This is a genomic window from Acinetobacter sp. (assembly GCF_045628685.1).
Taxonomy (GTDB): Bacteria; Pseudomonadota; Gammaproteobacteria; order Pseudomonadales; family Moraxellaceae; genus Acinetobacter.
Window position 1 is genome coordinate 19,592 of the sequence record NZ_JAZQPV010000124.1, and the last position, 24,614, is coordinate 44,205.

General features: G+C 35.3%; 21 protein-coding genes. 11 read left to right on the top strand and 10 right to left on the bottom strand.

Going from position 1 to position 24,614, the window contains the following annotated elements:
• The first annotated feature begins 4 nt into the window (after nt 1-4).
• From ACKI4H_RS15710 to ACKI4H_RS15730, 5 genes are all read left to right on the top strand, one after another.
• Complete coding sequence (locus ACKI4H_RS15710) at nt 5-565, top strand: DUF4385 domain-containing protein (protein ID WP_407307373.1); 561 nt, start codon at nt 5-7, stop codon at nt 563-565.
• A 462-nt stretch (nt 566-1,027) separates the two neighbouring features.
• Nucleotides 1,028-3,232 (top strand): OsmC domain/YcaO domain-containing protein, encoded by a 2,205-nt coding sequence (locus tag ACKI4H_RS15715; RefSeq protein ID WP_407307375.1) that lies wholly within the window; start codon nt 1,028-1,030, stop codon nt 3,230-3,232.
• Between the two features lie 867 nt (nt 3,233-4,099).
• Nucleotides 4,100-5,113 carry a DUF1852 domain-containing protein gene (locus ACKI4H_RS15720; protein ID WP_407307377.1) on the top strand — a complete coding sequence of 338 codons (1,014 nt, stop codon included), beginning with the start codon at nt 4,100-4,102 and terminating at the stop codon, nt 5,111-5,113.
• A gap of 60 nt (nt 5,114-5,173) precedes the next feature.
• Nucleotides 5,174-6,202 carry a methionine synthase gene (locus tag ACKI4H_RS15725; RefSeq protein ID WP_407307379.1) on the top strand — a complete coding sequence of 343 codons (1,029 nt, stop codon included), beginning with the start codon at nt 5,174-5,176 and terminating at the stop codon, nt 6,200-6,202.
• A gap of 126 nt (nt 6,203-6,328) precedes the next feature.
• Complete coding sequence (locus tag ACKI4H_RS15730) at nt 6,329-6,820, top strand: flavin reductase (RefSeq protein WP_407307396.1); 492 nt, start codon at nt 6,329-6,331, stop codon at nt 6,818-6,820.
• A 116-nt stretch (nt 6,821-6,936) separates the two neighbouring features.
• Here the strand turns inward: ACKI4H_RS15730 and ACKI4H_RS15735 are convergent, their stop codons facing one another.
• The 6 genes from ACKI4H_RS15735 to ACKI4H_RS15760 form a co-directional block, all read right to left on the bottom strand.
• Nucleotides 6,937-7,398 carry a hypothetical protein gene (locus ACKI4H_RS15735; protein ID WP_407307381.1) on the bottom strand — a complete coding sequence of 154 codons (462 nt, stop codon included), beginning with the start codon at nt 7,396-7,398 and terminating at the stop codon, nt 6,937-6,939.
• A 557-nt stretch (nt 7,399-7,955) separates the two neighbouring features.
• Nucleotides 7,956-8,786, bottom strand: a complete 831-nt coding sequence (locus ACKI4H_RS15740) for a MetQ/NlpA family ABC transporter substrate-binding protein (RefSeq protein ID WP_064096827.1) — start codon at nt 8,784-8,786, stop codon at nt 7,956-7,958.
• 83 nt (nt 8,787-8,869) lie between these two features.
• A complete protein-coding gene (locus ACKI4H_RS15745; RefSeq protein ID WP_081406377.1) occupies nt 8,870-10,078 on the bottom strand; it encodes an acyl-CoA dehydrogenase family protein in 1,209 nt (402 codons plus the stop codon).
• Nucleotides 10,079-10,099: 21 nt separating this feature from the next.
• Nucleotides 10,100-10,927: a MetQ/NlpA family ABC transporter substrate-binding protein gene (locus ACKI4H_RS15750; RefSeq protein WP_064096828.1), complete on the bottom strand. Its 828-nt coding sequence runs from the start codon at nt 10,925-10,927 to the stop codon at nt 10,100-10,102.
• 15 nt (nt 10,928-10,942) lie between these two features.
• Complete coding sequence (locus tag ACKI4H_RS15755; RefSeq protein WP_064096829.1) at nt 10,943-11,608, bottom strand: methionine ABC transporter permease; 666 nt, start codon at nt 11,606-11,608, stop codon at nt 10,943-10,945.
• 1 nt (nt 11,609) lies between these two features.
• Nucleotides 11,610-12,374, bottom strand: coding sequence for a methionine ABC transporter ATP-binding protein (locus tag ACKI4H_RS15760; protein ID WP_228206957.1), 765 nt, complete (start codon nt 12,372-12,374; stop codon nt 11,610-11,612).
• Nucleotides 12,375-13,076: 702 nt separating this feature from the next.
• On the opposite strand from ACKI4H_RS15760, the gene ACKI4H_RS15765 reads away from it, so the two are divergent.
• From ACKI4H_RS15765 to ACKI4H_RS15785, 5 genes are all read left to right on the top strand, one after another.
• Complete coding sequence (locus ACKI4H_RS15765) at nt 13,077-14,048, top strand: LysR family transcriptional regulator (protein ID WP_081406378.1); 972 nt, start codon at nt 13,077-13,079, stop codon at nt 14,046-14,048.
• Between the two features lie 118 nt (nt 14,049-14,166).
• Complete coding sequence (locus ACKI4H_RS15770; RefSeq protein ID WP_407307386.1) at nt 14,167-15,255, top strand: LLM class flavin-dependent oxidoreductase; 1,089 nt, start codon at nt 14,167-14,169, stop codon at nt 15,253-15,255.
• Between the two features lie 35 nt (nt 15,256-15,290).
• The gene (locus tag ACKI4H_RS15775; protein ID WP_064096847.1) at nt 15,291-16,286 is read left to right on the top strand and encodes an ABC transporter substrate-binding protein; all 996 of its coding nucleotides are present in this window, start codon (nt 15,291-15,293) and stop codon (nt 16,284-16,286) included.
• Between the two features lies 1 nt (nt 16,287).
• Nucleotides 16,288-16,842 (top strand): cysteine dioxygenase, encoded by a 555-nt coding sequence (locus tag ACKI4H_RS15780; RefSeq protein WP_064096832.1) that lies wholly within the window; start codon nt 16,288-16,290, stop codon nt 16,840-16,842.
• Nucleotides 16,843-16,859: 17 nt separating this feature from the next.
• Complete coding sequence (locus ACKI4H_RS15785; protein WP_099339700.1) at nt 16,860-18,443, top strand: rhodanese-like domain-containing protein; 1,584 nt, start codon at nt 16,860-16,862, stop codon at nt 18,441-18,443.
• A 350-nt stretch (nt 18,444-18,793) separates the two neighbouring features.
• Here the strand turns inward: ACKI4H_RS15785 and ACKI4H_RS15790 are convergent, their stop codons facing one another.
• From ACKI4H_RS15790 to ACKI4H_RS15805, 4 genes are read right to left on the bottom strand one after another with little or no spacing between them, the layout of a single operon-like run.
• Complete coding sequence (locus tag ACKI4H_RS15790; protein ID WP_407307388.1) at nt 18,794-20,098, bottom strand: hypothetical protein; 1,305 nt, start codon at nt 20,096-20,098, stop codon at nt 18,794-18,796.
• On the bottom strand, nt 20,079-21,038 hold the full coding sequence (locus ACKI4H_RS15795) for a TniB family NTP-binding protein (protein ID WP_407307399.1): 960 nt from the start codon (nt 21,036-21,038) through the stop codon (nt 20,079-20,081). Before ACKI4H_RS15795 ends, ACKI4H_RS15790 begins: the two co-directional genes overlap by 20 nt.
• Nucleotides 21,031-22,893 carry a Mu transposase C-terminal domain-containing protein gene (locus tag ACKI4H_RS15800; protein WP_407307390.1) on the bottom strand — a complete coding sequence of 621 codons (1,863 nt, stop codon included), beginning with the start codon at nt 22,891-22,893 and terminating at the stop codon, nt 21,031-21,033. The genes ACKI4H_RS15795 and ACKI4H_RS15800 overlap by 8 nt, the downstream gene beginning before the upstream one ends.
• On the bottom strand, nt 22,890-23,501 hold the full coding sequence (locus ACKI4H_RS15805) for a TnsA endonuclease N-terminal domain-containing protein (protein ID WP_407307392.1): 612 nt from the start codon (nt 23,499-23,501) through the stop codon (nt 22,890-22,892). The genes ACKI4H_RS15800 and ACKI4H_RS15805 overlap by 4 nt, the downstream gene beginning before the upstream one ends.
• Nucleotides 23,502-23,853: 352 nt before the next feature.
• On the opposite strand from ACKI4H_RS15805, the gene ACKI4H_RS15810 reads away from it, so the two are divergent.
• Nucleotides 23,854-24,614: DEAD/DEAH box helicase family protein (locus ACKI4H_RS15810; RefSeq protein WP_407307394.1), on the top strand; the 761-nt coding region annotated here is incomplete at its 3' end.

A 24,614-nucleotide genomic window follows, 5' to 3' on the forward strand; every position in this document is an offset into this window, starting at 1 on the left:
TTCCATGGTGAATCCTGATCCGCAACACGACAGACCCCGGCGGGAATCACGCATTTTTTCAAAGAGTTTTGATTATTCCTTAGATTTCAAAAATATTAATTTTAGAAAAAGACCCGAGCTGTATCGGATTGGCCGGGGTGAACAAGGGGTACTTCTGGTAGAACCGTATAAATCAGAAATACTGCCGTATTGGCAATTTGCCGATGAAATTAAAGCGATACAAAGTAGCGAAAAGATCTATGCATTATTTTTAGAATATTTAGAGCAGAATGACTTTATTGGTGCGGATATGGCTAGAAAATTTTTACAAATGGGCTATACCCGAGCAAGTCGCTATGCCAATCATAAATGCGGGAAGAAATATAAAGGCCCAGTTCCCGAAGACAAGAAAGGCTTGAGTGGGGCACATGGCCGTTCAGAGTTAGCACGTAGTTCAAAAGATGCTGTTAAAGCTGCAGCAGCGCAAATTTTTAAGAAAAAATGGGATGATGCCAAGTTAAATCCCAAGTATCTGGAACTAAAAGATGAATTTAATAGGTTTATTCAGAAAAATAGCCAAGTGTAAGCTGTAAGGATGCCTAAGGATTAGATTAATATTAGAAGAATGTATTTACATCATATATATTCTAAAATTTATATGAGATTGAGTAAGTGCTTAAGGTGAGATCAGGGCAATACTTAAAAATAATGATAGATAGAGCGCCAGATTGTCCTTACTTATAATATTTATTCTCGTATTTTGAAATATATGACTTGAGATTGCCCAGATTTTTTTCTAAGTTATTCTTGTGTTAAGGATTTTTTATAAATAATCTGTAAAGACAGAGAAAAGTTATCAATTAAACCAAATCCATCTATAATATTGCCCATTATTGCAAATGTCATCTGTTCAGTGTGCTCACTAAACAGATGACGCTAGTTACTCTCTTTTTTAAGTCAATTTCTTTTCCGTGATTCGGCTTATGTTTCAATATTTAGAATCTTATGGGTCCCTAGTGACACATAAGAATAGTTAGGTGCCAGCAGCATGGAAATCAAGGTTAATTATCTCGACAACCTTCGACAAGAAGCCAAGTTCGATGATTTTACGGTAATTGCCGACCAACCAATTCGTTATAAAGGTGATGGTTCAGCACCCGGACCATTCGATTATTTTCTTGCATCTTCTGCTTTATGTGCCGCCTACTTTGTAAAGGTGTATTGTGCAGCGCGTGATATCCCAACTGATAATATTCGTTTGTCACAAAACAACATTGTAGATCCAGAAAACCGATACAAACAGATTTTTAAAATTCAGGTGGAATTGCCATCTGACATTTCTGACAAAGACCGCCAAGGTATTTTGCGTTCAATCGACCGTTGTACTGTAAAAAAAGTGATCCAAACCGGTCCTGAATTTATCATTGAAGAAGTGGAAAGCATTGATGCCGATGCACAAGCTTTGTTGATGCCAAGTTTAGCATCTGAAAGCAGCACCTTCATTCCCGGTAAAGATCTGCCCCTAGAAGAAACCATTGCCAATATGTCAGGTATTTTGGCTGGTCTTGGCATGAAGATTGAAATTGCATCATGGCGCAATATTGTACCGAATGTGTGGTCTTTACATATCCGTGATGCACAATCGCCAATGTGCTTTACCAATGGTAAGGGTTCAACCAAAGAAAGCGCTTTGGCATCTGCTTTAGGTGAGTTTATTGAACGTCTTAACTGCAACTTTTTCTATAATGATCAGTTTTGGGGTCAAGACATTGCCAATGCTGAATTTGTACATTACCCAGATGAAAAATGGTTCAAGCCAGGCCCAAATGACGAATTACCAAAAGAAATTTTGGATGAATATACTTTAGAGATTTACAACCCAGACGATGAATTACTTGGCTCACATTTGTATGACACCAATTCAGGAAATACTGAACGTGGTATCTGTTCATTGCCATTTATGCGTCATTCTGATGGTGAAGTGGTTTATTTCCCATCGAACCTGATTGAAAACCTGTATCTAAGTAACGGTATGAGTGCCGGTAATACCTTGGCCGAGGCACAAGTACAGTGTTTGTCTGAAATTTTTGAACGTGCGGTGAAACGTGAAATTTTAGAAGGCGAGATTGCGCTTCCTGACGTGCCAGAAGAAGTATTGTCGAAATACCCAGGTATTGTAGCGGGTATTAAAGGTTTGGAAGAACAAGGTTTTCCAGTCTTGGTCAAAGATGCCTCTTTGGGTGGGAAATATCCAGTTATGTGCGTGACTTTAATGAATCCGCGTACGGGTGGGGTGTTTGCTTCTTTTGGTGCACATCCAAAGCTAGAAGTGGCTTTAGAGCGCAGTTTGACTGAGCTATTGCAAGGTCGGAGTTTTGAAGGTCTAAACGATTTACCAAAACCAACCTTTAGTAGCAATGCAGTGACTGAGCCGAATAACTTTGTAGAACATTTTATTGACTCAAGCGGTTTAGTGTCTTGGCGTTTCTTTAGTTCAAAATCTGATTACGAGTTTGTCGAATGGGATTTCACTTCCGAAGGTGAAAATGCCAATGCGGAAGAAGCGACAACCATGTTCGATATTCTTGAAGATATGGGCAAAGAAGTATATACGGCGGTATATGAGCATTTAGGTGCAACCGCTTGCCGTATTTTGGTACCTGGTTATTCTGAAATTTATCTGGTTGAAGATTTAATTTGGGACAATACCAATAAAGCACTTCAGTTCCGTGAAGATATTTTAAATATCCATCGTTTGGAGGATGAGCAGCTCGAAGCCTTGGTTGAGCGTTTGGAAGAGTGTGAGTCTGATGATTACACCGATATCGTAACCTTAATTGGGATTGAGTTTGATGATAATACCGTTTGGGGTCAGCTTACTATTCTGGAGCTTAAGCTCCTAATTTATATTGCTTTACAGCAATTTGAAGAAGCGAAAGATTTAGTTGAACAATTCCTGCAATACAACACTAATACGGTTGAACGTGGTTTATTCTACCAATGCTTAAATGTTGTTCTGGAAGTTGAACTGGACGATGATATGAATTTGGATGATTATGAAACCAATTTTCGCCGTATGTTTGGTGATGAGCGTATGGATGCCGTAATTGGTTCCATGGATGGCAGTATCCGCTTCTATGGTTTAACTGAAACCAGCATGAAGTTGGAAGGCTTAGACCGTCATTTACGTCTGATTGAGAGCTATAAAAAGCTCCATGCAGCACGTTCTAAGTTTGCAGCTTTATCAAAATAGAAATTATGTAGAGTGGGGGCAGTAATCACGGATATGAAGGGTGCTGCTCTTATATGGTTAAGGTGAAGACCTATCAAGAACACGCTGAATGATTTGACGCATTCAGCGTGTTCTTGATCATTAAAAATTAAATTTGTCTTTTACGTCTTCTAAGATCTTTGAAAAAAGAGGGGTTGCTGTATTTTATCTTAACCAATTATTATTAATATAATTATTGATATAGAGCGACTACGCAACAGGGGATAAATTAGCATGGCTTAATAAGCCTAATATTTGATATTTAACTTTTTAAGCTTTGAGATAAAATTTGTTAGATCTTGTGGACTTTCTATCAAAATTATTTTTAGATATCAGACTGTTTTTATAAAATCAAACAGAATAAATAAGTTGATATTTTTTAAGCTTAAGATGAGTTAAATTCATTATTCTGGATTTTAGAGGTATTTTAAATCAACCCCTGTTTTTGCTTAATTTACAGAATAAAAATTTCATAAAGAGAAATTCCAGGTTAAATAACAGAATCCAATTAATGTAATTAAAAAGTTATTTTTCTAAAAGCACTTTATAGATTTATTTCCAATATTTTTATTAGTTATTGTATTTTATATCTTTTGTATAAACCAAAAGGTAAATCTTAGATCCTTGTGCTCAACCATTTTAGATTGGTTTAATTGAATCAACATATCAAAAATTGGATCGCCAATTTTCCTCTTAGATCATTACTTAATAATTATAAAGTCATTAAAGATGAATTTTACTCATTTTGTAATTAGATTAAATCATTTTTATTCATCTTTAGAAGTTGGTATAAATTCCCCCCATACAGAAATTTTGGTTTTATCTAAAAAATTAGGGTAGTGCATCATCATGAGTAAAGATTTTGTATGTTCAATTAAGAGCATTCGTTTCGATGAAAATTATCATCCTGCAAATAACACACGTCTGACCACGAATTTTGCCAATTTGGCGCGCGGTGAGTTTCGTGAAGAAAACTTACGCAAAACTTTAAACATGATGAATAACCGTTTTAATGCTTTGGCGCATTGGGATAACCCGACTGCAGACCGTTATTCAATTGAAGTCGACATCATTTCTTTTGATCTGGATATTGCAGGTGATGATAATACCTTCCCCGTGATTGAAATGTTGAAAAGTACGGTTGTGGATCACAAAAAAAATCAGCGTATTGACGGCATGATCGGCAACAGCTTCTCATCTTATGTGCGTGATTATGACTTTAGCGTGGTACTTCCAGAACATCGTAACAAGAAATTGACAGCAGCGACGCCGGAGAATTTTGGTGATTTGCATGGTAAGTTGTTCCAATATGTCTTGAACACAGAGGGATACACAGCCAACTTTAATAAAGCACCGGTGATTTGCCTGAGTGTTTCAACCACTAAAACCTATTATCGTACTGCCAATGTGCATCCTGTATTGGGCGTTGAGTACAAACAAGATGAATATTCACTCACAGATGAATACTTCCACAAGATGGGCTTACAGGTTCGCTATTTCTTGCCTAAAAATAGTGTTGCACCTTTGGCATTCTACTTTAGCGGAGATTTGACCCGCGATTACACCGATCTTGAATTGATCAGTGCCATCAGCACCATGGAAACCTTCCAAAAGATTTACCGACCTGAAATTTACAATGCCAATGCTGCGGCAGGGCAAGTGTATCAGCCAAGTTTGAACTATCAGGATTATTCACTCACGCTTATTGATTATGACCGAGTAGAGCGTGGCCAGTTGGCCGTGAAACAAGGTAAGTGGACTGAAGAACACTTTATCAAACCCTATCAAGAGATTCTTGAACAATGGGCTGCAAGCTACACAGTTGAAAACCATGCTGCTTTAAAGAAGAACATCGCTGCTTAAAAACAGGCGACCTCATTCAGCGAAATAGATACGTTAAACGAAATATAGAAGACAGTGAACATGAAATTATTATTACCGACCTCAACAGCAGGCAGCTTGCCAAAACCTTCTTGGCTTGCAGAGCCTGAGAAACTTTGGTCACCGTGGAAATTGCAAGGTGAAGAATTATTGGAAGCCAAACAAGATGCCTTACGTTTATCATTGCAGGAACAAGTGCATGCAGGGATTGATATTGTCAGTGATGGCGAACAAACCCGTCAGCATTTTGTGACCACGTTTATTGAACACCTTGATGGTGTTGATTTTGAGAAACGCGAAATAGTTAAAATTCGTGACCGTTATGATGCCAGTGTACCGTCAGTGGTTGGTGCAGTATCTCGCCAAAAACCAGTCTTTGTTGAAGATGCGAAGTTTTTGCGCAGCCAGACCGATCAACCGATTAAATGGGCGCTGCCAGGTCCAATGACCATGATTGATACGCTTTATGATGGACATTATAAAAGTCGTGAAAAACTGGCATGGGAATTTGCCAAAATTCTCAATCAAGAAGCGAGAGAGTTAGAAGCAGCAGGTGTCGATATTATTCAATTTGATGAGCCTGCGTTTAATGTATTCTTTGATGAAGTGAATGACTGGGGTATCGTTACTCTAGAAAGAGCATTAGAAGGGCTTAAATGTGAAACCGCCGTGCACATTTGCTATGGCTACGGCATCAAAGCCAATACAGAATGGAAAAAGACGTTAGGTTCAGAGTGGCGTCAATATGAAGAAGCATTTCCAAAGCTGCAAAAATCAAAGATCGATATTATCTCACTGGAATGTCACAACTCCCATGTTCCGATGGATCTGATTGAACTGATTCGCGGTAAAAAAGTGATGGTAGGTGCCATTGATGTAGCAAGCAATAGTATTGAAACGCCTGAAGAAGTTGCAACTACCTTACGTAAAGCACTTCAGTTTGTTGATGCCGATAAACTTTATCCGTCTACCAACTGTGGTATGGCGCCTTTATCTCGTCAGGTAGCACGTGGCAAGTTGAATGCTTTAAGTGCGGGTGCAGAGATTGTCCGTAAAGAACTTGCTGCCTAATACTTATTGATATCAAGATGTATGAAGGGGTACTTCTGCTGGTTTGATCAGATAAATCTGGTTAAACCCGTAAGTAGCCCTAGCTCCATCTAGAGACTAGCTATGGTCAAATTTAGGATTTAAATGATGATTGAAGCAATTGACTTTAGAAATGCAATGTCTTTGTTAACGACTGCGGTCAATGTCGTCACCACAGAAGGCGCATCCGGTGTTCATGGCTTTACTGCATCTGCGGTATGTAGTGTCACAGATACACCACCGACATTGCTGGTCTGTATGAATCAGGCATCTCGGTCACATGTACATTTTATTGAAAATAGAATTTTAAGTGTAAATGTTTTAGGTGCACAGCATGAACAGATATCCAATGCATTTGCATCCAAATTGAGTTCAGAAGAGCGCTTTAAAAATGGTTCGTGGACAACATTAGAAACCGGTGCACCTGTGTTAGCAGATGCTTTGGTGAGTTTTGATTGTGAGATTGAGCAAATTCAAGAAGTCGGAACGCATACTATTTTTATTTGTCGCACTGTAGCGATTCGACAAAGTTATCCTCAACACAGTCTGGTTTATTTTAATCGCGCATATCATTATGTAGGTGAGGTGGAAATCGCTTAAACCAAATTCTGATCATCGCGCCAGTTTTTATGTGGTCTTTACACAAACGGGTTGTAAACTTAAAGTAATCATGTACAGAGCTTTAGGAACTTTTCAGGTACGATAGTAGGTATACATCACACCCAATATAAAAACAGGTATTTAGCAAAATTTGCCATTGGGTCACTAATACCTAAGGCAGGAAATTTTGCGTATTTTTCACAATTAATTAGACCATCTGTATCTAATGAGAATATTGATCCTGTATGCATTCTTACATTATATTTCTCATTAATTTTCTTGCGATAGGAAGTGTTAAAGAAAATATTGTCTGAAGCGTTCATGAACTTGGTTAGCTTTTCAGATTCAGCAGTATACTTTTCCTTGTAGCAAATATGGCAGTTCAGGATCTCGACAAACATGACCTTTTCCTGATCATAGCTCTGCGCTGAATAAAGCTGAGTATTGAGAGCATAATGATTCATTACAAAAGCTTTTACTGCCGGTTGAAAAAATGTTTGATTGATATAATGTTCTACATCATTCTGAATATTATTGCTATTTTGATCCTCACCCAGATATGAGTCGTTTTGGCCCAAATTATAATGCCCAGGCGATCTGGGAAGGCGATCCTATAACTGTAGTATCCAGCAACCATAGGCAATGTTAAAAATCCTAGGATCATCAAGACCAGTATTAGGAGAATTGTTGCGAACATGATCAAACGTCTTAATGATAGCTTGTAAATACTATACTAATTTTTCTCAGCACAAGAGAAGTATGAAAGTATGCGACTAACTCTTGCGCAGCGGTTGGGAAATATACTTTAAAATACTTGTTAAATTTTTCTTCAAATTTTATCGTTATAAGTATAGCTATTTAACTTATTGAAATTACGTGAGAGGAAAGTAGATATGAACTTATTGTCAGGTATAAATCATTTAACTTATGTTCACCTAAAGTCTAGTTCATAATAAAAAAATAGTTAATGATTAATAAAAACATGTATTTATAAACATTATTTTTATATCTTATTTTTTATGGTTCAGGAACTTGGTGAATTCTAGGTCGTTTTTAGAGTAAAAGATGGAAATTGCTAGACCTCTACCATGTCAACGTAGAGGTCTCAGTAAAAATAAAAATTTATGAAGTAGTTTTATCGTTTTGGCCAGGTAACCGTATCGGCATAATTTTTTAAAACAAATTCACGCGTATCTTCTGCGATAAAGGCCTCTTTAACGAGTTCTACTTCAGGTCTCTGAGCAGCTTTGCTATTGGATACAAGCACACTGTCATATTCCTGGTTATCTTGTTCAAGATAAATTGAATCACGTTTGGGTATCAGGTCAGCGTGAATAGTATATGCGCCTGCCATAATTGCTAAGTCTGAATCATTAAAGCTAACGGGCACTAATGCATGTTCAACTTCTAAGAATCTTAGTTTTTTGGGATTAGCAGTAATATCTTTTAAGCTGGTTTTCGCACCTGTATTAGACTTTAATTCAATCAATTTAGCTCGTGCTAATAAATTTAGTGCACGTCCTCCATTTGATGGATCTGATGGAATTATGACTTTAGCTTTATCTGGTAGCTCATTAATATTTTTATATTTAGGTGAATATGCCCCAAACATCCCATTAAAAGTAGAGGCTATCGCTACTAAATCCCAATTATTTAACTCTTTTGCTGACTGCATATAATACTTATGCTGGAAATAGTTCAAATCAGCCTCATCATCTGCCACTGATTTGTTCGGAATCAGACCATCATTGGCATATTTAATTTTCAATTCAATATTTTGTTCTTTAACTTTATTCTTTACATATTCAGCAACTTGTGGATATGGAGGATTATCTCGTGTAAGTAAAGTAACTACTTTAATTTCACTGTTCGCAGTAGTAGCTGTTTTATCTTGTTTAGCACAGCCTGACAACCCAAAACCAATTGATGCTGCAAGAGCAGCAGTCAATACATTTTTAAATTTCATAGATATTCCATTATATGCGCTGTTTGCGCAGTTGTATTAAATAGCGCCTTAAATTTTTAGGACGCTTAACGTACAGTGCTAGGTTAGAAATAGCCGATATTTGGTACAGTTTTTTTATTGACTAAAATGTCACCTAATACTTTAGCTTTCAGGCTGACTGAGTTATGCGTTGATAGCGTACGAATATTGCGCCAGTGACGATCATTTAATGTATCTCGTCCCATTGCGGAAGCACCGATAACTTCGAACATCAGATTGGCAGCTTTTAGGGCTAGCGGATCAATTGCGACTTTTACTTTTGCTGCATCTGCCGCTGCTAGCTGCAGTACAGAATCATAGCTAGGAAGGTCTAAATGCTGGATCACACGATCTAATGAACGTGCTGCCCGTAAAACGGCATTTTCAACAATAAAAGAAATAGAAGAAATTTCACCCGCTTTTTCCAGAAAAAGCGGTTCATCATGCGCTTGTTCAGCATTGCCATAGCTGAACGTGCGACCACGAGTGGCCAGGAGCACAGCAGTACGATCTTCTACAGCTTTGGTTTGGCCTGCAATAATGGCTTGAATGTACAGCTGTGCAAATGGCTTATTCACTAAACCATTTCGTTTAGGCCAACGGATTTCATCTTCGGAGATGGCAACCCTTTTAAATAACGTAGTACCACTGGCAGTGTTACGCTGGCCGATGCCAATCCAGTCATCAAGAATTTCTACTCCTTCACGATTTGTCGGCACAACTACATGGCATAAAGAATCTAGGTGACTTTGTGCCCATACCAATACGTAGTCAGCATGCAAGGTACCAGTAGTGAAGTATTTTTTTCCGTTTAAAAATAGTTTGTTATTTTCATTTAGGATATGGGTTATCAGCTTGCCGTTGCCAACATTATGTGAAGATGGTTCAGCCAGGGCATTACTAATAATTTTTCCACTAGCAATACGCTCAAACCATTTTTCACGGTATGAAGGATCGGGATGTCTCAACACATCTTCAGTAAACTGAAAATGTGAGTGGAAAATATGTGCTACATCAGAATCTGCGCGTCCTAGCTCTATAATCACAGCAAACAGTTCTTCAATGCTGAGTGCTTGACCACCATATTGTTTCGGCAGACGGAGTGCACCCAATTTTTGTGATTTCAGATATTGAACAATCTGAACTGGTGGCAGTTCACCATTAGCATCACGTACTTCTAAATCAGCTTTAACTGCATCAATCAATGCAAGAAATTCTGGACGCTCGTGGTAGGGAAGTGATGCATTTGAGACCTCCTTAACTTTAATATTCATAAAACTAGACTTCCTATATACTTATTGTTTTTCCCAAGTGACTGTTCCTGAATAGTTTTTCAGTACGTAATCACGAGTATCATCGGCCGTAAATGCATCTTTAATTATTTGCACTTCAGCTTTTTGCTGTGACTTGGAATTCGCTACTAAAACCGCATCGTAATTGTGATTATTTTCTTCCAAATATAGGGCATCTCGCTTTGGCACAAGGTTGGCATGGACTGTATAGGCACCGTCCATAATTGCTAAATCTGAATCTTTGTAACTCACTGGCACTAATGCATGCTCTACTTCAATAATCTGTAATTTTTTTGGATTAGCTGTAATATCTTTAACACTACTTTTTGCACCGGTATTTGGCTTCAGCTCAATTAAATCAACTGAAGCCAAAAGATTTAATGCTCGACCACCATTGGATGGATCTAAAGGAATAACAACTTTAGCTCCCTCCGGCAAATCCTTTAGACTTTTATATATCGGTGAATAAGCGCCAAAAATACTGTTAAATGTGGTACCTATAGCATTTAGATCCCAGTTATTTATTTCTTTTGCAGACTGCATATAAGTTATGTGTTGGAAATAATTTAGATCAGTTTCATTTTCAGATACTGATTTATTAGGAATCAAACCGTCAGTGGCATACTTAATTCTTAATTCAATATTCTGTTTTTTAACTTTATCTCTTACAAATTCAGCAATTTGTGGCAAGGGTGGATTGTCACGTGTGAGTAAAGTTACTACTTTGATAGCGTCAGCATCTGCTTTTGTATCTTCCTGTTTTACACAGCCTGCCAAGCCTAGACCAACAGATGCACTCAACATTGCATTCAATGCATATTTAAATTTCATATATAAATTAATCCCTTAAAAACGTTTATCTAAACGCTTCACAAAATAGTTGCCAGTAAATTGAATGATCTGAACAATAAAAATAATGATAAGCACAGTGAAAATCAGAATATCTGTTTCAAAACGATGGAAACCATATCTAATAGCAAAGTCGCCAATACCACCGCCTCCTACAATTCCAACAATCGTGGAATAGGAAAAATAACTTACTGTCACGATAGTGATTGAGTTAACAATTGCTGCACGTGCTTCTGAAAACAGCACTTTATGTACAATTTGAAATTTAGTTGCGCCCATTGCTTCCGCTGCTTCAATTACCCCACGGTTGACTTCTAGCAAAGCTGCCTCAACAAAACGGGCAAAATATGGAATACAACTAATTGTCATAGGAACAATGGCGGCTGTTGTACCAATTGAAGTTCCCACAATTAAGCGTGTTAAAGGCACAATAGAAATAGCGAGAATTAAGAAAGGGAAAGAACGGATGAAGTTCACCACCGCATTTAAAATCCCATTTACTAAATTATTGCTAGAAATTGAACCCTCACGAGTTAAATACAGCGCAGTGCCGACTATTCCACCAAAAATAATGCCAAGAAAAATCGTCACAGACAGCATATAAAAGGTTTCGCCCAGTGCTGTTTGAATTTCAGGCCAAATACCAATTACTTTTTCGTACATATTAAGAAGCCTCTTTTAAGCTGGTACTGACATCATTGAGCAATAGTTTTGAAATAATAGATTTGACCGGTTGCTGGATTGGCTGATTGAGGTCAAACTCTTCAATTACTTGGCCTTGTTCCATTACCGCAACACGGTTGCAGATTTTGTGTACTAGTTGCATTTCATGAGTCACGATCACTATCGTAATACCAAACTGTTTATTGATCTTTGACAGGTAATGCAGAATCGATTCTTTAGTTTGTGGATCGACAGCAGAAGTTGGCTCATCGCAGAGCAGAATTTTGGGCTGGGTCACAATGGCGCGGGCAATTGCAATACGCTGTTTCTGTCCACCGCTAAGTTGACTTGGATAAGCATCTTTTTTATCTAATAAATCAACAATTTCTAGGCACTCTAAAGCACGTTTATGACGTTCTGCTTTTGGCACACCTGAAAATTCTAACGGCAACTCAATATTTTCTAGAGCAGTGCGGTTGGTCAGCAAGTTAAAATGCTGAAAAATCATACCAATGGATTTACGCTGTTCGAGTAATTGCTTTTTTGATAATCGTAAAAGGGAAATACCTTCTATTTTAATATCACCAGTATTGGGGCGTTCTAGCAGATTAATCATGCGCAATAATGTTGATTTTCCTGCACCACTAAAACCGATAATGCCAAATACATCGCCTTGATGAATATTTAGACTAACATCGGAAACAGCCGTGAATTGACCATCCTTTTGTATAAATGTTTTCTTAAGATCCTGTAGTTGTATCATCATTTATTCTCTATGTTTAGCTCAGCATCACTGATGCAGTAGTCCTATGCAGCTCAACATAAATGAGAATTTAATATGTTTAAAATAAATATTTTTAATAAAATTATATAAAAATAATGAATACTAAATTTAAGATTGATCTATTATCCACCCTTTACAGAAGATTTATATCAATAATTCTAATAAAATTATAATGAAAAATTATGATTTTGTATGAAATTTATCAATTATATCAGTGTGTTAGTAATATTTATTAAAAAAATTTCTGTAATTTATTGATTGAGATAATAACGTTACTTTTATTCTTTTATAAACAAAACATAGCTTATTCTGAATTTTATCTTTTCATATGAATTATATTCACTTCGCTTTAAATTAGAGAGAATCTAGAATCCGCGAAAAATTAATATAGATCAATTTATAGCTAAGAATTTGTTTTTTAATATCTTTTTTTGTAATTTAATCTAAATATTCAAAGTTAATTTATAAGATAGTCACTTGCAACATCTACTTTAGATACTCAATTTAGGTGAATAGGGGTTTTGATTCGTTCTGTTAAAAACTAGAAACCCTTAATTCAGTATTTTTTGTTAGAAAATTTCTTTTGTATGAATGAAGAGAATACTGATCTTCCTAAATAATGCATATTAAATTCACATAGAATAAGCTCCTGAATTTTTAAATAAATTTGATAGCCAGTATGATATGAGCTATTCAAATATCAAATTAGATTTCAAGCAGACAGCTGTGCAGCGCGATTATGCCGAGGTTAAATTTTTAATGAAGATTGAAGACATCCATGCTTTTATTGCTTTTGTTAAATTGCAATCCACGAGTCTTACTGCTCAACAATTAGGTATCACACAACCTGCAGTTACACGTCGTATCCAGAGTCTAGAACAAGCCTGTTCAGTGCAACTTTTTGACCGAAATACTCGCCCTTTAAAGTTAACCGCAAAAGGACGAGAAATATATGAACAGTGCTGTATTATCGAGCAAGAGTTCAATAGATTGAAGCAGATTATTGCTTTGCAAAGTGCAGATTCAACACATCTTAGGATAGGAATTCCAAATAGCCTGTCAGAGTCTGGTATTTTTGGAATGATACAAGACCTCCAAAAAGATTTTCCCTCTGCAAAAATTGAAATTAGTACAGGGTGGGGTAAGGAATTATTATCTAAATTAGCTCACGATGAACTTGATGGCGTGATTTCTACTGCAAAAGAACATAATGCTTTTCCAAAAGATTATTCTCTGAAAATTATGGGTACCTTACATATTAGGCCTGTAGTATCAAAATCTTTAAGCAGATCAGGTGTTTCAACATGGGAAGACTTGCAGGATCTAGGTTGGATTTTAAATAATAAAGGATGTGGATTCAGAGAATTTTTAACTGAACAATTAGAAAAACAGCATAAACAGCTAAATTTAAAAATTGAAGTTACTGGAACTAGAATCCAGTTGGATTTAATACAACAGGGAGTTGGTGCTGGTTTCTTGGCACAGGAATTAATCTTTCAAACTCCTCATTTTCACCAATTATCAATTATAGATACTGAAGAACTAAATCTAGATGTCATTGTTTACAATGCACGTCGAGAAAACTTGAGCCATGCACAAACTGAATTATTTGATGTAATTATGGAACGTTTTAACCAAAAATTGCATTTAGCGTAATCTAAAAACCATTCTTATGCGTGAAATTAATATTAGTTTATGATAAATATTTATTTAACGCATACTAATTTTTAAATTACAGTTGTTTCAAGTTCAAAAAAATATTTTGGAAATTGAAATGACAATTCAAATTTTAGGCATGATTGGCCATCGTCTTGCTTCGGAAACGATCCCAGCAGAAGGCCCAGTATTTAATCCAGATTATGTTGCAAATTTTGCTAAAGCCCATGAGGATGCTGGATTTGATCGGGTATTGATTGGTCAATGGTCAGATCAGCCCGATGGCTTTATTGTAACGGCTCATGCAGGTGCAAATACTTCGAAATTAAAGTTTTTATTAGCACATCGTCCAGGTTTTATAGCGCCAACTTTAGCTGCACGTAAGTATGCAACTCTAGATCATTTACTTAAAGGTCGTTTAGCAATTCATGTTATTACCGGGGGAAGTAATCCAGAACAACAGCGTGATGGTGATTTCTTAACTAAAGCCGAACGATATGCCCGTACAAAAGAATTTTTAGACATCGCTAAGCTTTCCTGGTACAGCGATAACCCCTTCCAGTACAGTGGTAAATACTATCAAGTCAAAGATGGTTTCTCAGAAATCAAACCTTATCAATCTCATTTGCCAGTATATTTCGGAGGTTCTTCTCAAGAAGCATTAAATGTAGCTGCTAAACATGCAGATGTATTTGCACTTTGGGGTGAGCCTTTAGCTGGTGCTGAAGAGCTTATAAAAAATATTCGAGCAAATGAAGTAAATTTTGAGCGTAAAAATCCACTGGATTTTAATATCTCTTTCCGTCCAATTATTGCAGATACCGAAACACAGGCTTGGGAAAAGGCACAGGATATTTACAGTCTGACTCGAGAGCAAATTGAAAACCGCGGTCTGCGCAAAGATAAACAAAGTGCTCAAAGTGTAGGAGCCCAGCGTTTAGTGGAGTTGGCATCACAAGAAGTGCATGACACTAATTTATGGACTGGCATTTCTACCTTAGTACATGGCAACCATAACTCTACAGCTTTAGTAGGTACACCCGAGCAAGTAGCAGAATCTATTGCAGAATATTATAAGCTAGGTATTAACAGCGTATTGATTCGTGGTTTTGACCCATTAAATGATGTCATTGAATACGGCAAAGAACTACTACCGAGCATCCGTTATAAAACAGCCGAACTGGATAAATTAAACAAGATTGCCTAGGCCTTGCTGACAAAATATTAAAAAGTGTGATTGAAATGAAAAAAATATTAGTTGGCATTATTAGTGCTGTTTCAATAAGTTTAGCTGCTTGTAATAAACAGGTTAATCAAGCTGAAAATACAAAAGAAGTGACTAAACTTAAAAATTCAGCACAAATTGAACTCAAAATTGGTGATCAAAAAGGAAATATGCGTGCCCAGCTAGAGGCTTCAAAACTTCTAGATGGTATCGATTATAAAATTTCATGGTATGAATTCCCGGCAGCAGCTCCAGTTGCCGAAGCATTAAACGCTACCGCGATTGATATTGGTTATCTTGGAGATGCACCATTCATCTTTGCAAATGCAAATGGTGGTCATGCACGCGCAATTGCGGTTAACCGATATGATCCCTATGCAGTAGCTTTACTCGTACCTAAAGATAGTCCGATTAAATCCATTCAGGATATCAAAGGAAAAACTATTACAGCGAATAAGGGCTCGATTGGTCAGCTGGTTACATTACGTGCTGTAGAACGTGCTGGCTTGAAAGCTTCTGATGTAAATTTTAAATTTTTGCCACCAGCAGATGGCAAACTTGCTGTTGCAAATGGCAATGTTGATGTATGGGCAGTTTGGGATCCATACACTGCCTATGCTGAAGTCATTGATGGTTTTCGAATCATTGAAAATGGACGTGGATTATATTCAGGTTTTACATTCCTTGCCGGTACAGAGCAAGCTTTAAATGATCAGCAGAAGCGTGCAGCTATTCAGGACTTTATCTACCGGCTTGAAGAATCTCAGGAATGGGTAAATAAAAACTATCAGTCATTTGGTAAAGAACTTGCAAAAATCACCGGAATTCCAGAAGAACCAGCCACATTAGCATTCAAACGAAAAAATGCCACATGGACTAGTATTACTGATGATGTAATTGCCACTTCGCAAGACACAGCAGATTTCTATCATAAACACCAATTATTAAATCAGAAAATTGATGTAAGCGGTCTGTTTGATCGTGAGTTTAATACAAAGCAGGCAGGAAATTAATATGGCTAAATATCTGAATGTTTTAGCACCTGTAATTAATGCTATTGAGCAAGGATTGATAGAACAACTGGATGAGCAAAACTTAATTCAGCGCTTTACACCTGAGTTTAAAAAGCTCCTCCAGGATTCAACCTGGCTTGAACCAGAGTTTAAAAAACCGCATCCAGAATATTATCAACAATATCTATTGTATCTAGATCCTGAAGAGCGTTTTTCCATTGTCAGCTTTGTTTGGGGACCAGGTCAAAAAACACCAATTCATAACCACGAAGTATGGGGTGCAATTGGTGTGCTTGAAGGTGCAGAAGTCTCTACACCTTATACCTGTGATGAGGCAGGTTTACATCCAGTTGCTCAAGGCGATTATCTCGAAGTGGGAGATATCGACTGGTTTACACCAACTACGGGAGATATTCATGCTGTTAACAATGCCTTTGAGGATCAAGTCTCAATCAGTATCCATATTTATGGTGCAAATATAGGCAAAGTTGAGCGTTTTACCTATCAACTAGACGGTACAGCTAAACCATTTATTTCTGGTTATTCAAATTTTTAAAGAGTGATGTTAAAAGAATGAAAACTATCGTTTATCAAGAAATCCGTGAAAAATTACTGGCTGGCGAGGAAGTTGCTATTGTAGATTTAAGGGAAGAGCATATCTTCGCCCAAAATCACCCCTTATTTGCGACAAATATATCTTTATCACGTCTCGAAATTGAAATTTATAACCGTATTCCTCGTCTAAATACACTCACGGTTATTTATGATGATGGTGATGGTCGTATTGAGCGCGCCTATAAAAAACTTAGCGAGTATGGTTATAGTAACATTGCAGTTTTAGAAGGTGGCGTAGAAGCATGGCAACGTGATGGTGGTGAATTATTCATTGATGTTAACTCTGCCAGTAAAGCATTTGGTGAGTTTGTAGAGCATCATAAGGGCACACCATCTCTTAGTGCCGAGGAACTAAAAGCAAAAATTGATGCTCAAGAAAATATCGTCATTTTAGATGCTCGACGTTTTGATGAATATCAGACTATGAGTATCCCAACTGGGATGAGTGTTCCAGGCGCAGAATTGGTTCTGCGTGCACCTTCATTGGTTAAAGATGAAAACACCCAGATTATCGTAAATTGTGCTGGTCGTACTCGCAGTATTATTGGTACTCAATCACTAATTAATGCTAAGTTGCCTCATGAAATTTTTGCATTACGAAATGGAACGATTGGCTGGACACTAGCTGGACAACAACTAGAGCATGGTCAGCAACGTTCATTTGTAGCTCTTGATACCCAGATCGATGCGCAAGCAAAACAAAATGCTGCAGAATTGGCAAAGCAAGCAGGTGTAAAGCAAATCAGTTTAATTGACTTACAGGATCTACAGGCACAGGAAGATAAAACCACTTATATTTTTGATGTACGTACTGAACAGGAATATGCAGCAGGGCATTTACCTGGTAGTCGTTGGGTAGCAGGTGGTCAGTTGGTACAGGAAACTGACCATTATGCTGCAGTGCGTGGTGCTCGTATTGTTTTAGTTGACGATCAACTTATTCGGGCATACATGACCGGTTCTTGGTTAGCACAAATGAACTGGGATGTTTATGTGCTAGAAGATGATTTTACGAAACTTTTGGCTGAAACTGGAGTATGGAAACCTGCTACACCACAGATAGATGTTGACTTATTTATTTCTCCAGAAGAGCTGCAACAACTTTCAGCAACACAAAATATTGCTATTTGGGATTTCACTACTGCAGCCAATTACAAAAAAGGGCATATCCCAAATGCACAATGGGTTTTGAAAGCAGATGTACCTAAACTGATCCAGCAGTCAGAATTTACAAACAAAGATGCCATTGTTGTGACTTGTGGTTCTAGCTTGCTTGCTCAATATGCAGTTCCAGAAATTAAAGCTCAAATCAAATCAACTCAAAAAGTGTATATCTTAAAAGGTGGTAATGCTGCCTGGGGGCAGGCAGGTCTGCCATTATCACAAGAATTAGATTTACTTTCAGAAGAGATTGATCGTTATAAACGACCTTATGAAGGTACCGATAATTCAAGAGAAGCAATGCAAGCTTATCTTGATTGGGAGTTCGGTTTAGTCGATCAGCTTAAGAATGATGGCACACATGGGTTCTTTGTAATATAAGATATTAAGTTTATTCAAAATAATAACCATTCTAGGCCAAGAAATATATTTTCATATTTCTTGGCTTAATTAATATCCGGTTCATGTAATTCATAACTAAATATTAAAAAATTTGACGTTATCACTAGTAATCTTTAATCTATATCAATTATCCGTAAAAGTTAAAAATGAAATTTATAAAAACATAAGTATTTGATTTATAAGATAAGGAAAATCCTCTTAATCAAATTAATTTTGAAATTTATATCGAAATAAAGCTAAAAATGAAATTTCTGCCAGTGGTAGAAAATATATAGAGATTCAAATTAATTTTGAAATTTCTTATGGAGATGAGTTATATCCATAAAGGATTAAACAGCCTTTTCGAGTATCACCTTAATGTTATCAAGCCCAGTCAGTACATCATATTCGTACTTATATGGTCTCCCACTCAATAAAGAATATAAAAAATCTTTCTTTTCTTCTGTATCTAAATCAATAAATTTTTTGAAAGTAGAATCATAGTTTTTAGTTAGAATTACTGATGATGTTTTGAGTAAATTCATAAGTCTGTATAGTGAGTAGATGGATATGTATTGATATGTCCCATTCTCACTCTTTAGTACCCGTACAAAGGAGTTTTCAATTAAAAACTGCAACGTAGATGTATTAGTTTTGGTTATATATTTAAATTGAAATAATGTAACCAAGTCGAAACTTTCTCTCTGAAAATTATCAATATGAAGACGATTATTGTGATAATCATAGTTAGCTTCGATTATTGACTTAATTTTCTGATAATTATTATTTGTAATTTTTGTCTTAAGAAAATAACAGTTTTTAATCGATTTGAGCAACTTATCTCGAATAGGCTTGTTGTTAATGTATTGATCTATATTAGTAAAGCATCCATAGAACATATTTCTATGTTGTATGTCATAGGGTGTGTTTTCGTAGGCTTTAATTAAAAAATCTTCAAAAAGATTAAATTCAAGAAAAAAATTTAAAGCATTATCGTAGCTTTCAAGTATCTTTTCTTGCGAAAATTCATGTGCTCGCGTGAAGCTGCTTTTTTGAAATAATGAGACACCGAGAGTAAGGATTAAAAAGAATGAAATGATTCCTATTAAATCTTCTTTCGAAAAATTTAAATAACTTTTCTTTTGAAGACAATAAGTTAAATATGGAGAACTTTTTAATAAGTTTGGATCGACCTCTGCTGAAGTAATTGGTTGTTTACAAGTACGGCAAATAAAAAACTGTAAAAAATGCCATTCTAAAACTCTGCCACAATTACTACACTTACTTGCTAAAAAAACTAAATGCTTTTCACAAATTAATTGGAGAGGAGACAACCAATCTTTATTAATAAATCCCTCCTTAGCGTAACATTTGCTACAAATTTTTGGAAAATCAGAGCTAGTATTAGTTAACTGATCTGAAACATATAAACCCGCAATAGTTTCTTGATTTTTTTTGATATGAGTTGAGAAGGTATCTAAATCAAAGTTTTTGTCAGCTATATTCCTGAGACTTTTTCTTAATGATTTAGCTTCCGTAAATTGAGAAAGGTAATCGAATGGATCTTTAATATAATTCGATCTAACTAACCTAAATATATACCCTAAAATATACTCGTTCGATCTTGGTACAAGTCTAATTACTAAAATATTCATCAATACTGTTCCAATCAACGCTTTCTTTCACAAGTTTTTCTTGTACCAATCTATAGTCGTGTGTTTGAAAAATATTCAGAAATTCTTCAATATGTTTTAAGTGCCTCATTTCAAACAATGTGACCAAAAAATGTATATCTTCTAGTTTTTTATGTGATTGAAATGCCGCAACACGGCATGCAAATCTAATTATTCTCATCAATAACGCCATGTTATTGTTTGCTAGATAAAATAAAGATATTGCATAAAACTTATCCAATATCATTGTGGAATTTTCAAACTCTATTTCTTCACTTAAATCATTTAGAAACTTGTAATAGGTACTCACACCTTGTGCTGAAGATATTGAAAAAAAAGACAATTTAAACCTTGAGTAAAATCGTCTACTTAGTTGAGTATTTTCAGATAGTATATGTTCAGATTCAGGCATTCCCATTATTAATACTGGGATATTTGTTTGATTTATAAAATATTTTATCCAATTCGCCACATTATCTACCTTAGCGGCAGAAGAGTTATAAGTTAGGTGTTGGAATTCATCAAGAACTAAAAGCTTAGTATGAGTTTTCTTAATAAAATTTATAACTTTTGGACTAAGTTGATTCTTAGTCAACTTAGTATTATCAAAAGGATCAGAGAGTGCTTTAAGTATCACTATACAAAGATCTTTTATATTTGCCTGTGAAGGTATTTCAACATATATGACAGGATGTATATCTACTTCATCCCCATGAATAACAGGGTGGTTGCTAAGAAATTTTTTCATAAAGGAGGTCTTCCCAGAACCGCTATATCCAGTAATCAAAACACATTCAGGTTCAGCAAAAGAACGATCCATAAACAAAATCTCTTTTAGTTTGTTATGGATCGTGATTAAATTTGGATAAGGCACAAAGATACTTTCCATTTTTTCGATCCTGTCCTTTTGTTGTTTATTCATTGCCACCGAACAATCCTCCTTCTGCAACATCTGCATAAATTGATGGTATTGAATTTACAACTAATGGTTTTTTCTTAGGTTTAATTCTTGGGTTTTCATTAGAAATACGCTCTTTGCGCAATACAGTAGTATCATATTTAGATTTTTTATTTAGATTTGCCAATTGTTGATTTACTACAAATGACTTTTGGGCATGAATCTCATTGATTTCACGCTTATTAAGATTCCTGATTTTATTTTTATTTTTTAAGTCTTTGAATGTAAAGTTAGAAGGTATTCCGTCAATATTATTAACCTGAAGGTAACTTTTATCGATTTCATCATAAACATGAATTGATGATATATCATTATGATTTAGTTTAAATTGAACAGATAGAGCAGTGGCTTCTATTTTTTTGTTCTTTAAGTAAAGCTCATTAAGCGCATTAGAATTGTAACGAACATTCGCATAAACTATCCCTTTTCTTGAAAGTCTACGTGTGATTTTTTCTGATAAAATAATATTTAAATCCTCATTACTAAGCTCTGAATCTAAAATTTCTTTTTTCTCATTTGATGCTATCCATAATTTATTTGGTGTACTTTCTGTAGTTGCGTTATATTTATTATGGTAGTCACTAACAACCCATAAATTAAATAAGAAATCGAAATCTTCAAATGATAGGACATCATCTTTGATTTTTTGACCATGAATAGTATCTTTTCTAATTCTAGATGGCAGACGGTTTAATAATGATTTAATATTATTAAAGGCACTCTCTACAGTTGCTTTCAACCAAGGCTCATATTTTGCGGTGTAAGTAAGGTGTACTCCTAGTTGTAAACAAGTTTCTTTAAACCTCTCACTTTTAAATTCAAGACCATTATCAGCAACAATGTTCTTAAACCTTCCATGTTGAATCCATTCTTCATCAATTTTAGGATATTTATGTTTAAGATTTTCTTTTTTCTGCATTGCATGTTTTAAACATTTTAATGCTACTTCTGTATCAGGTGCATTGAAGCTTAGATGATAACCTAGAAAAGATTTGGTGAAGTGGTCTTTTAAGACAGTTAATAACGGTCTTCCATACAGTATTTTTTTATTTTTTTCATCAATAACAAATACTTTTATATCAAGATCAGTGTGGTCAATTTCTACTCTTTCTAAAGGATAAGTTGTTTGAACACCATCAAATACTGGACCATGTCGCTTATGATATTCTTTAGAGCCTAGTCTACTTTTTTCAATTTTATACTCATAAGAATATTTTTCTATATAGTTGCAAATAGTCTGATAGCTTGGGGTCTTTTTTATATCAATTCCAATTATGTCTAAATCAATCTTGATAAGTTCATAGAGAGTTTTTATGTTGATTCTTTTTGGACTAGCATAATCTTTCAGAATTCTTTTTTTTACTATTGCTAAAATAGTATCATCGATACTACTTGAACGAGTTTGTTTCTTAGGATTAAGGCACTGTAAAGTTCTACCACATCGCTCATAATCTTTAATAAGTCGATAAATAGTAGTATTTGAAAAATCAAATTCACCTTTTATACGTTTTTTTATGTATAAAATTTTCTGGTTATAGGTGTATCCATCTGGAATTTCATTATATATTTGTAGAATGGTTTTTTTATCGGAAGTTTTCTTTGAAATATTATTAATATCATGAAGAACCATTAATAGATTAATATTACTTTTTTCAGTGTAATCATCTTCAATGGTTATTACATTTTCTTGAACTAAATTGTAAAACTCCTCCTCTTTAAATTTCTTAGTTCTTGAAATATTCTTGGAATCAACTATTTCAAAATGATTATCAACTCTATAGACATTCCAAGGAGTTTTTTCATAAATAACATTAATCATTTGACCACCCCAAGAATAGTGTCGTGACTTAATAATTGATGGTTTAGATCAACATCAAAAAAATCTGAGTAAATTAATTGATAAATTTCAGTAAGAGGGATTAATTTTGCCAATTGTTTTATTGATACTCGGTTTTGGTATAGTTGATTGATAATTTCAACGGTTTTCTCTGATACGATTTTCTCTGAATAATGTTCTAAAAATTTGATATTTTCTAAAAAATACCCACATCTGATTTCTATATCTGTAATTATCTTGAAGGGAATATTATTTTCACATATCTCCTCCAATATTAATTTCTTATCCTCTTTGAACTTTTTTACAAATTTTTGTGGTTTTACTTCAAGATAGTTATCTTTACCATCCGCATATCGGACATAAAAATCGGGGGTATATGTACGTTCTTTTCCATGATCTATGTATACAAAAGTTCTTGATTGAGTTTCATATGAAATAACAGATGTATCTTTTTCAAGTAGAAAACAAACATCTCGCTCTAGTTGAGACTCCCAAACGACATGCTTCTCATTTTTTTGACTAGCGAAAAATCCAGTTACTCTATGTGGAATATTTCGATTTATTGGTCTAGGAACATAGGAGATTTTCATAAAGTTTATTCCAAAATTGATTTAGGTATATTTTGAAATATTAAACAGAGAAAAGTGTTTGTTTTTTATTTAAAAAATTATAAATATCAATAAATTGGTATAATAACTTTAATTTATTAATAGATAATTTTTTTTCATTTAAAAATCACCAATCATTGATGAAAATACTCAATTTTTTTTTGAATATTTTATTTACGATAAAAAATTCATTTCATTAATTGTTTAGAAAAAATTAAATACTATCAAAATCAATAGTTAATTGGGAAATGATTTTATCAATTGACTTAACCTTGTAATTTTATTAACGTAAATTTACAGTAATTACATTTTTACTATAAAAAAATGAGGATATATGTCTAAAAAAGATTTGTCAGAACGTGAGATCTGTACGCGTTACATTTATCCTGCTCTTACTCAGGCAGGATGGACAGCTCAACAGATCCGAGAAGAAGTGACCTTTACCAAAGGTCAAATCATGGTTCGTGGCAAATTGCACACCCGTGGTGAAACCAAACGTGCAGATTACATCCTTTATTATAAGAAAAACCTACCCCTTGCAGTCATTGAAGCGAAAGACAATAAACATACCCTAGGAGCAGGCATGCAGCAGGCTTTAGGCTATGCAGAATGCCTTCAAACACCTTTTGTTATCTCAACGAATGGTGATGGTTTCTTATTGCATGATCAAACAGGCTTGTTCAATTCAGGGAAAGTTGAAACAGAACTTAGCTTAGCGCAATTTCCTCAGCCTGAAGTGTTATGGAATCTTTATGAAAAGCATCATGGCATTACGACAACTGAAGCCAAATCTATTGTTGAATATCCATACTATGATGATGGTACAGAACGTGCTCCTCGTTACTATCAAACTAATGCTATTAATAAAACCCTAGAAGCGATTGCCCGTGGTCAAAATCGTGTTCTACTTGTCATGGCAACAGGGACAGGGAAAACCTATACAGCATTCCAAATCATTTGGCGACTTTGGAAATCAGGTGCTAAAAAACGAATTCTCTTTCTTGCTGACCGTAACATCTTAGTCGATCAAACGAAAAATAATGACTTCAAGCCTTTTGGCGATAAGATGACGAAGATAACCAATCGCTCAATAGA

Excerpts from the sequence above, each read along its gene's own strand:
- ACKI4H_RS15785 (WP_099339700.1), top strand. The coding sequence starts at position 16,860 with ATGAAAACTATCGTTTATCAAGAAATCCGTGAAAAATTACTGGCTGGC.
- ACKI4H_RS15750 (WP_064096828.1), bottom strand. The coding sequence starts at position 10,927 with ATGAAATTTAAATATGCATTGAATGCAATGTTGAGTGCATCTGTTGGT.
- ACKI4H_RS15760 (WP_228206957.1), bottom strand. The coding sequence starts at position 12,374 with ATGATGATACAACTACAGGATCTTAAGAAAACATTTATACAAAAGGAT.
- ACKI4H_RS15805 (WP_407307392.1), bottom strand. The coding sequence starts at position 23,501 with ATGAAAATCTCCTATGTTCCTAGACCAATAAATCGAAATATTCCACAT.
- ACKI4H_RS15790 (WP_407307388.1), bottom strand. The coding sequence starts at position 20,098 with ATGAATATTTTAGTAATTAGACTTGTACCAAGATCGAACGAGTATATT.
- ACKI4H_RS15730 (WP_407307396.1), top strand. The coding sequence starts at position 6,329 with ATGATTGAAGCAATTGACTTTAGAAATGCAATGTCTTTGTTAACGACT.
- ACKI4H_RS15795 (WP_407307399.1), bottom strand. The coding sequence starts at position 21,038 with ATGAATAAACAACAAAAGGACAGGATCGAAAAAATGGAAAGTATCTTT.
- ACKI4H_RS15755 (WP_064096829.1), bottom strand. The coding sequence starts at position 11,608 with ATGTACGAAAAAGTAATTGGTATTTGGCCTGAAATTCAAACAGCACTG.
- ACKI4H_RS15775 (WP_064096847.1), top strand. The coding sequence starts at position 15,291 with ATGAAAAAAATATTAGTTGGCATTATTAGTGCTGTTTCAATAAGTTTA.
- ACKI4H_RS15720 (WP_407307377.1), top strand. The coding sequence starts at position 4,100 with ATGAGTAAAGATTTTGTATGTTCAATTAAGAGCATTCGTTTCGATGAA.
- ACKI4H_RS15780 (WP_064096832.1), top strand. The coding sequence starts at position 16,288 with ATGGCTAAATATCTGAATGTTTTAGCACCTGTAATTAATGCTATTGAG.
- ACKI4H_RS15725 (WP_407307379.1), top strand. The coding sequence starts at position 5,174 with ATGAAATTATTATTACCGACCTCAACAGCAGGCAGCTTGCCAAAACCT.
- ACKI4H_RS15715 (WP_407307375.1), top strand. The coding sequence starts at position 1,028 with ATGGAAATCAAGGTTAATTATCTCGACAACCTTCGACAAGAAGCCAAG.
- ACKI4H_RS15765 (WP_081406378.1), top strand. The coding sequence starts at position 13,077 with ATGAGCTATTCAAATATCAAATTAGATTTCAAGCAGACAGCTGTGCAG.
- ACKI4H_RS15770 (WP_407307386.1), top strand. The coding sequence starts at position 14,167 with ATGACAATTCAAATTTTAGGCATGATTGGCCATCGTCTTGCTTCGGAA.
- ACKI4H_RS15740 (WP_064096827.1), bottom strand. The coding sequence starts at position 8,786 with ATGAAATTTAAAAATGTATTGACTGCTGCTCTTGCAGCATCAATTGGT.
- ACKI4H_RS15745 (WP_081406377.1), bottom strand. The coding sequence starts at position 10,078 with ATGAATATTAAAGTTAAGGAGGTCTCAAATGCATCACTTCCCTACCAC.
- ACKI4H_RS15710 (WP_407307373.1), top strand. The coding sequence starts at position 5 with ATGGTGAATCCTGATCCGCAACACGACAGACCCCGGCGGGAATCACGC.
- ACKI4H_RS15800 (WP_407307390.1), bottom strand. The coding sequence starts at position 22,893 with ATGATTAATGTTATTTATGAAAAAACTCCTTGGAATGTCTATAGAGTT.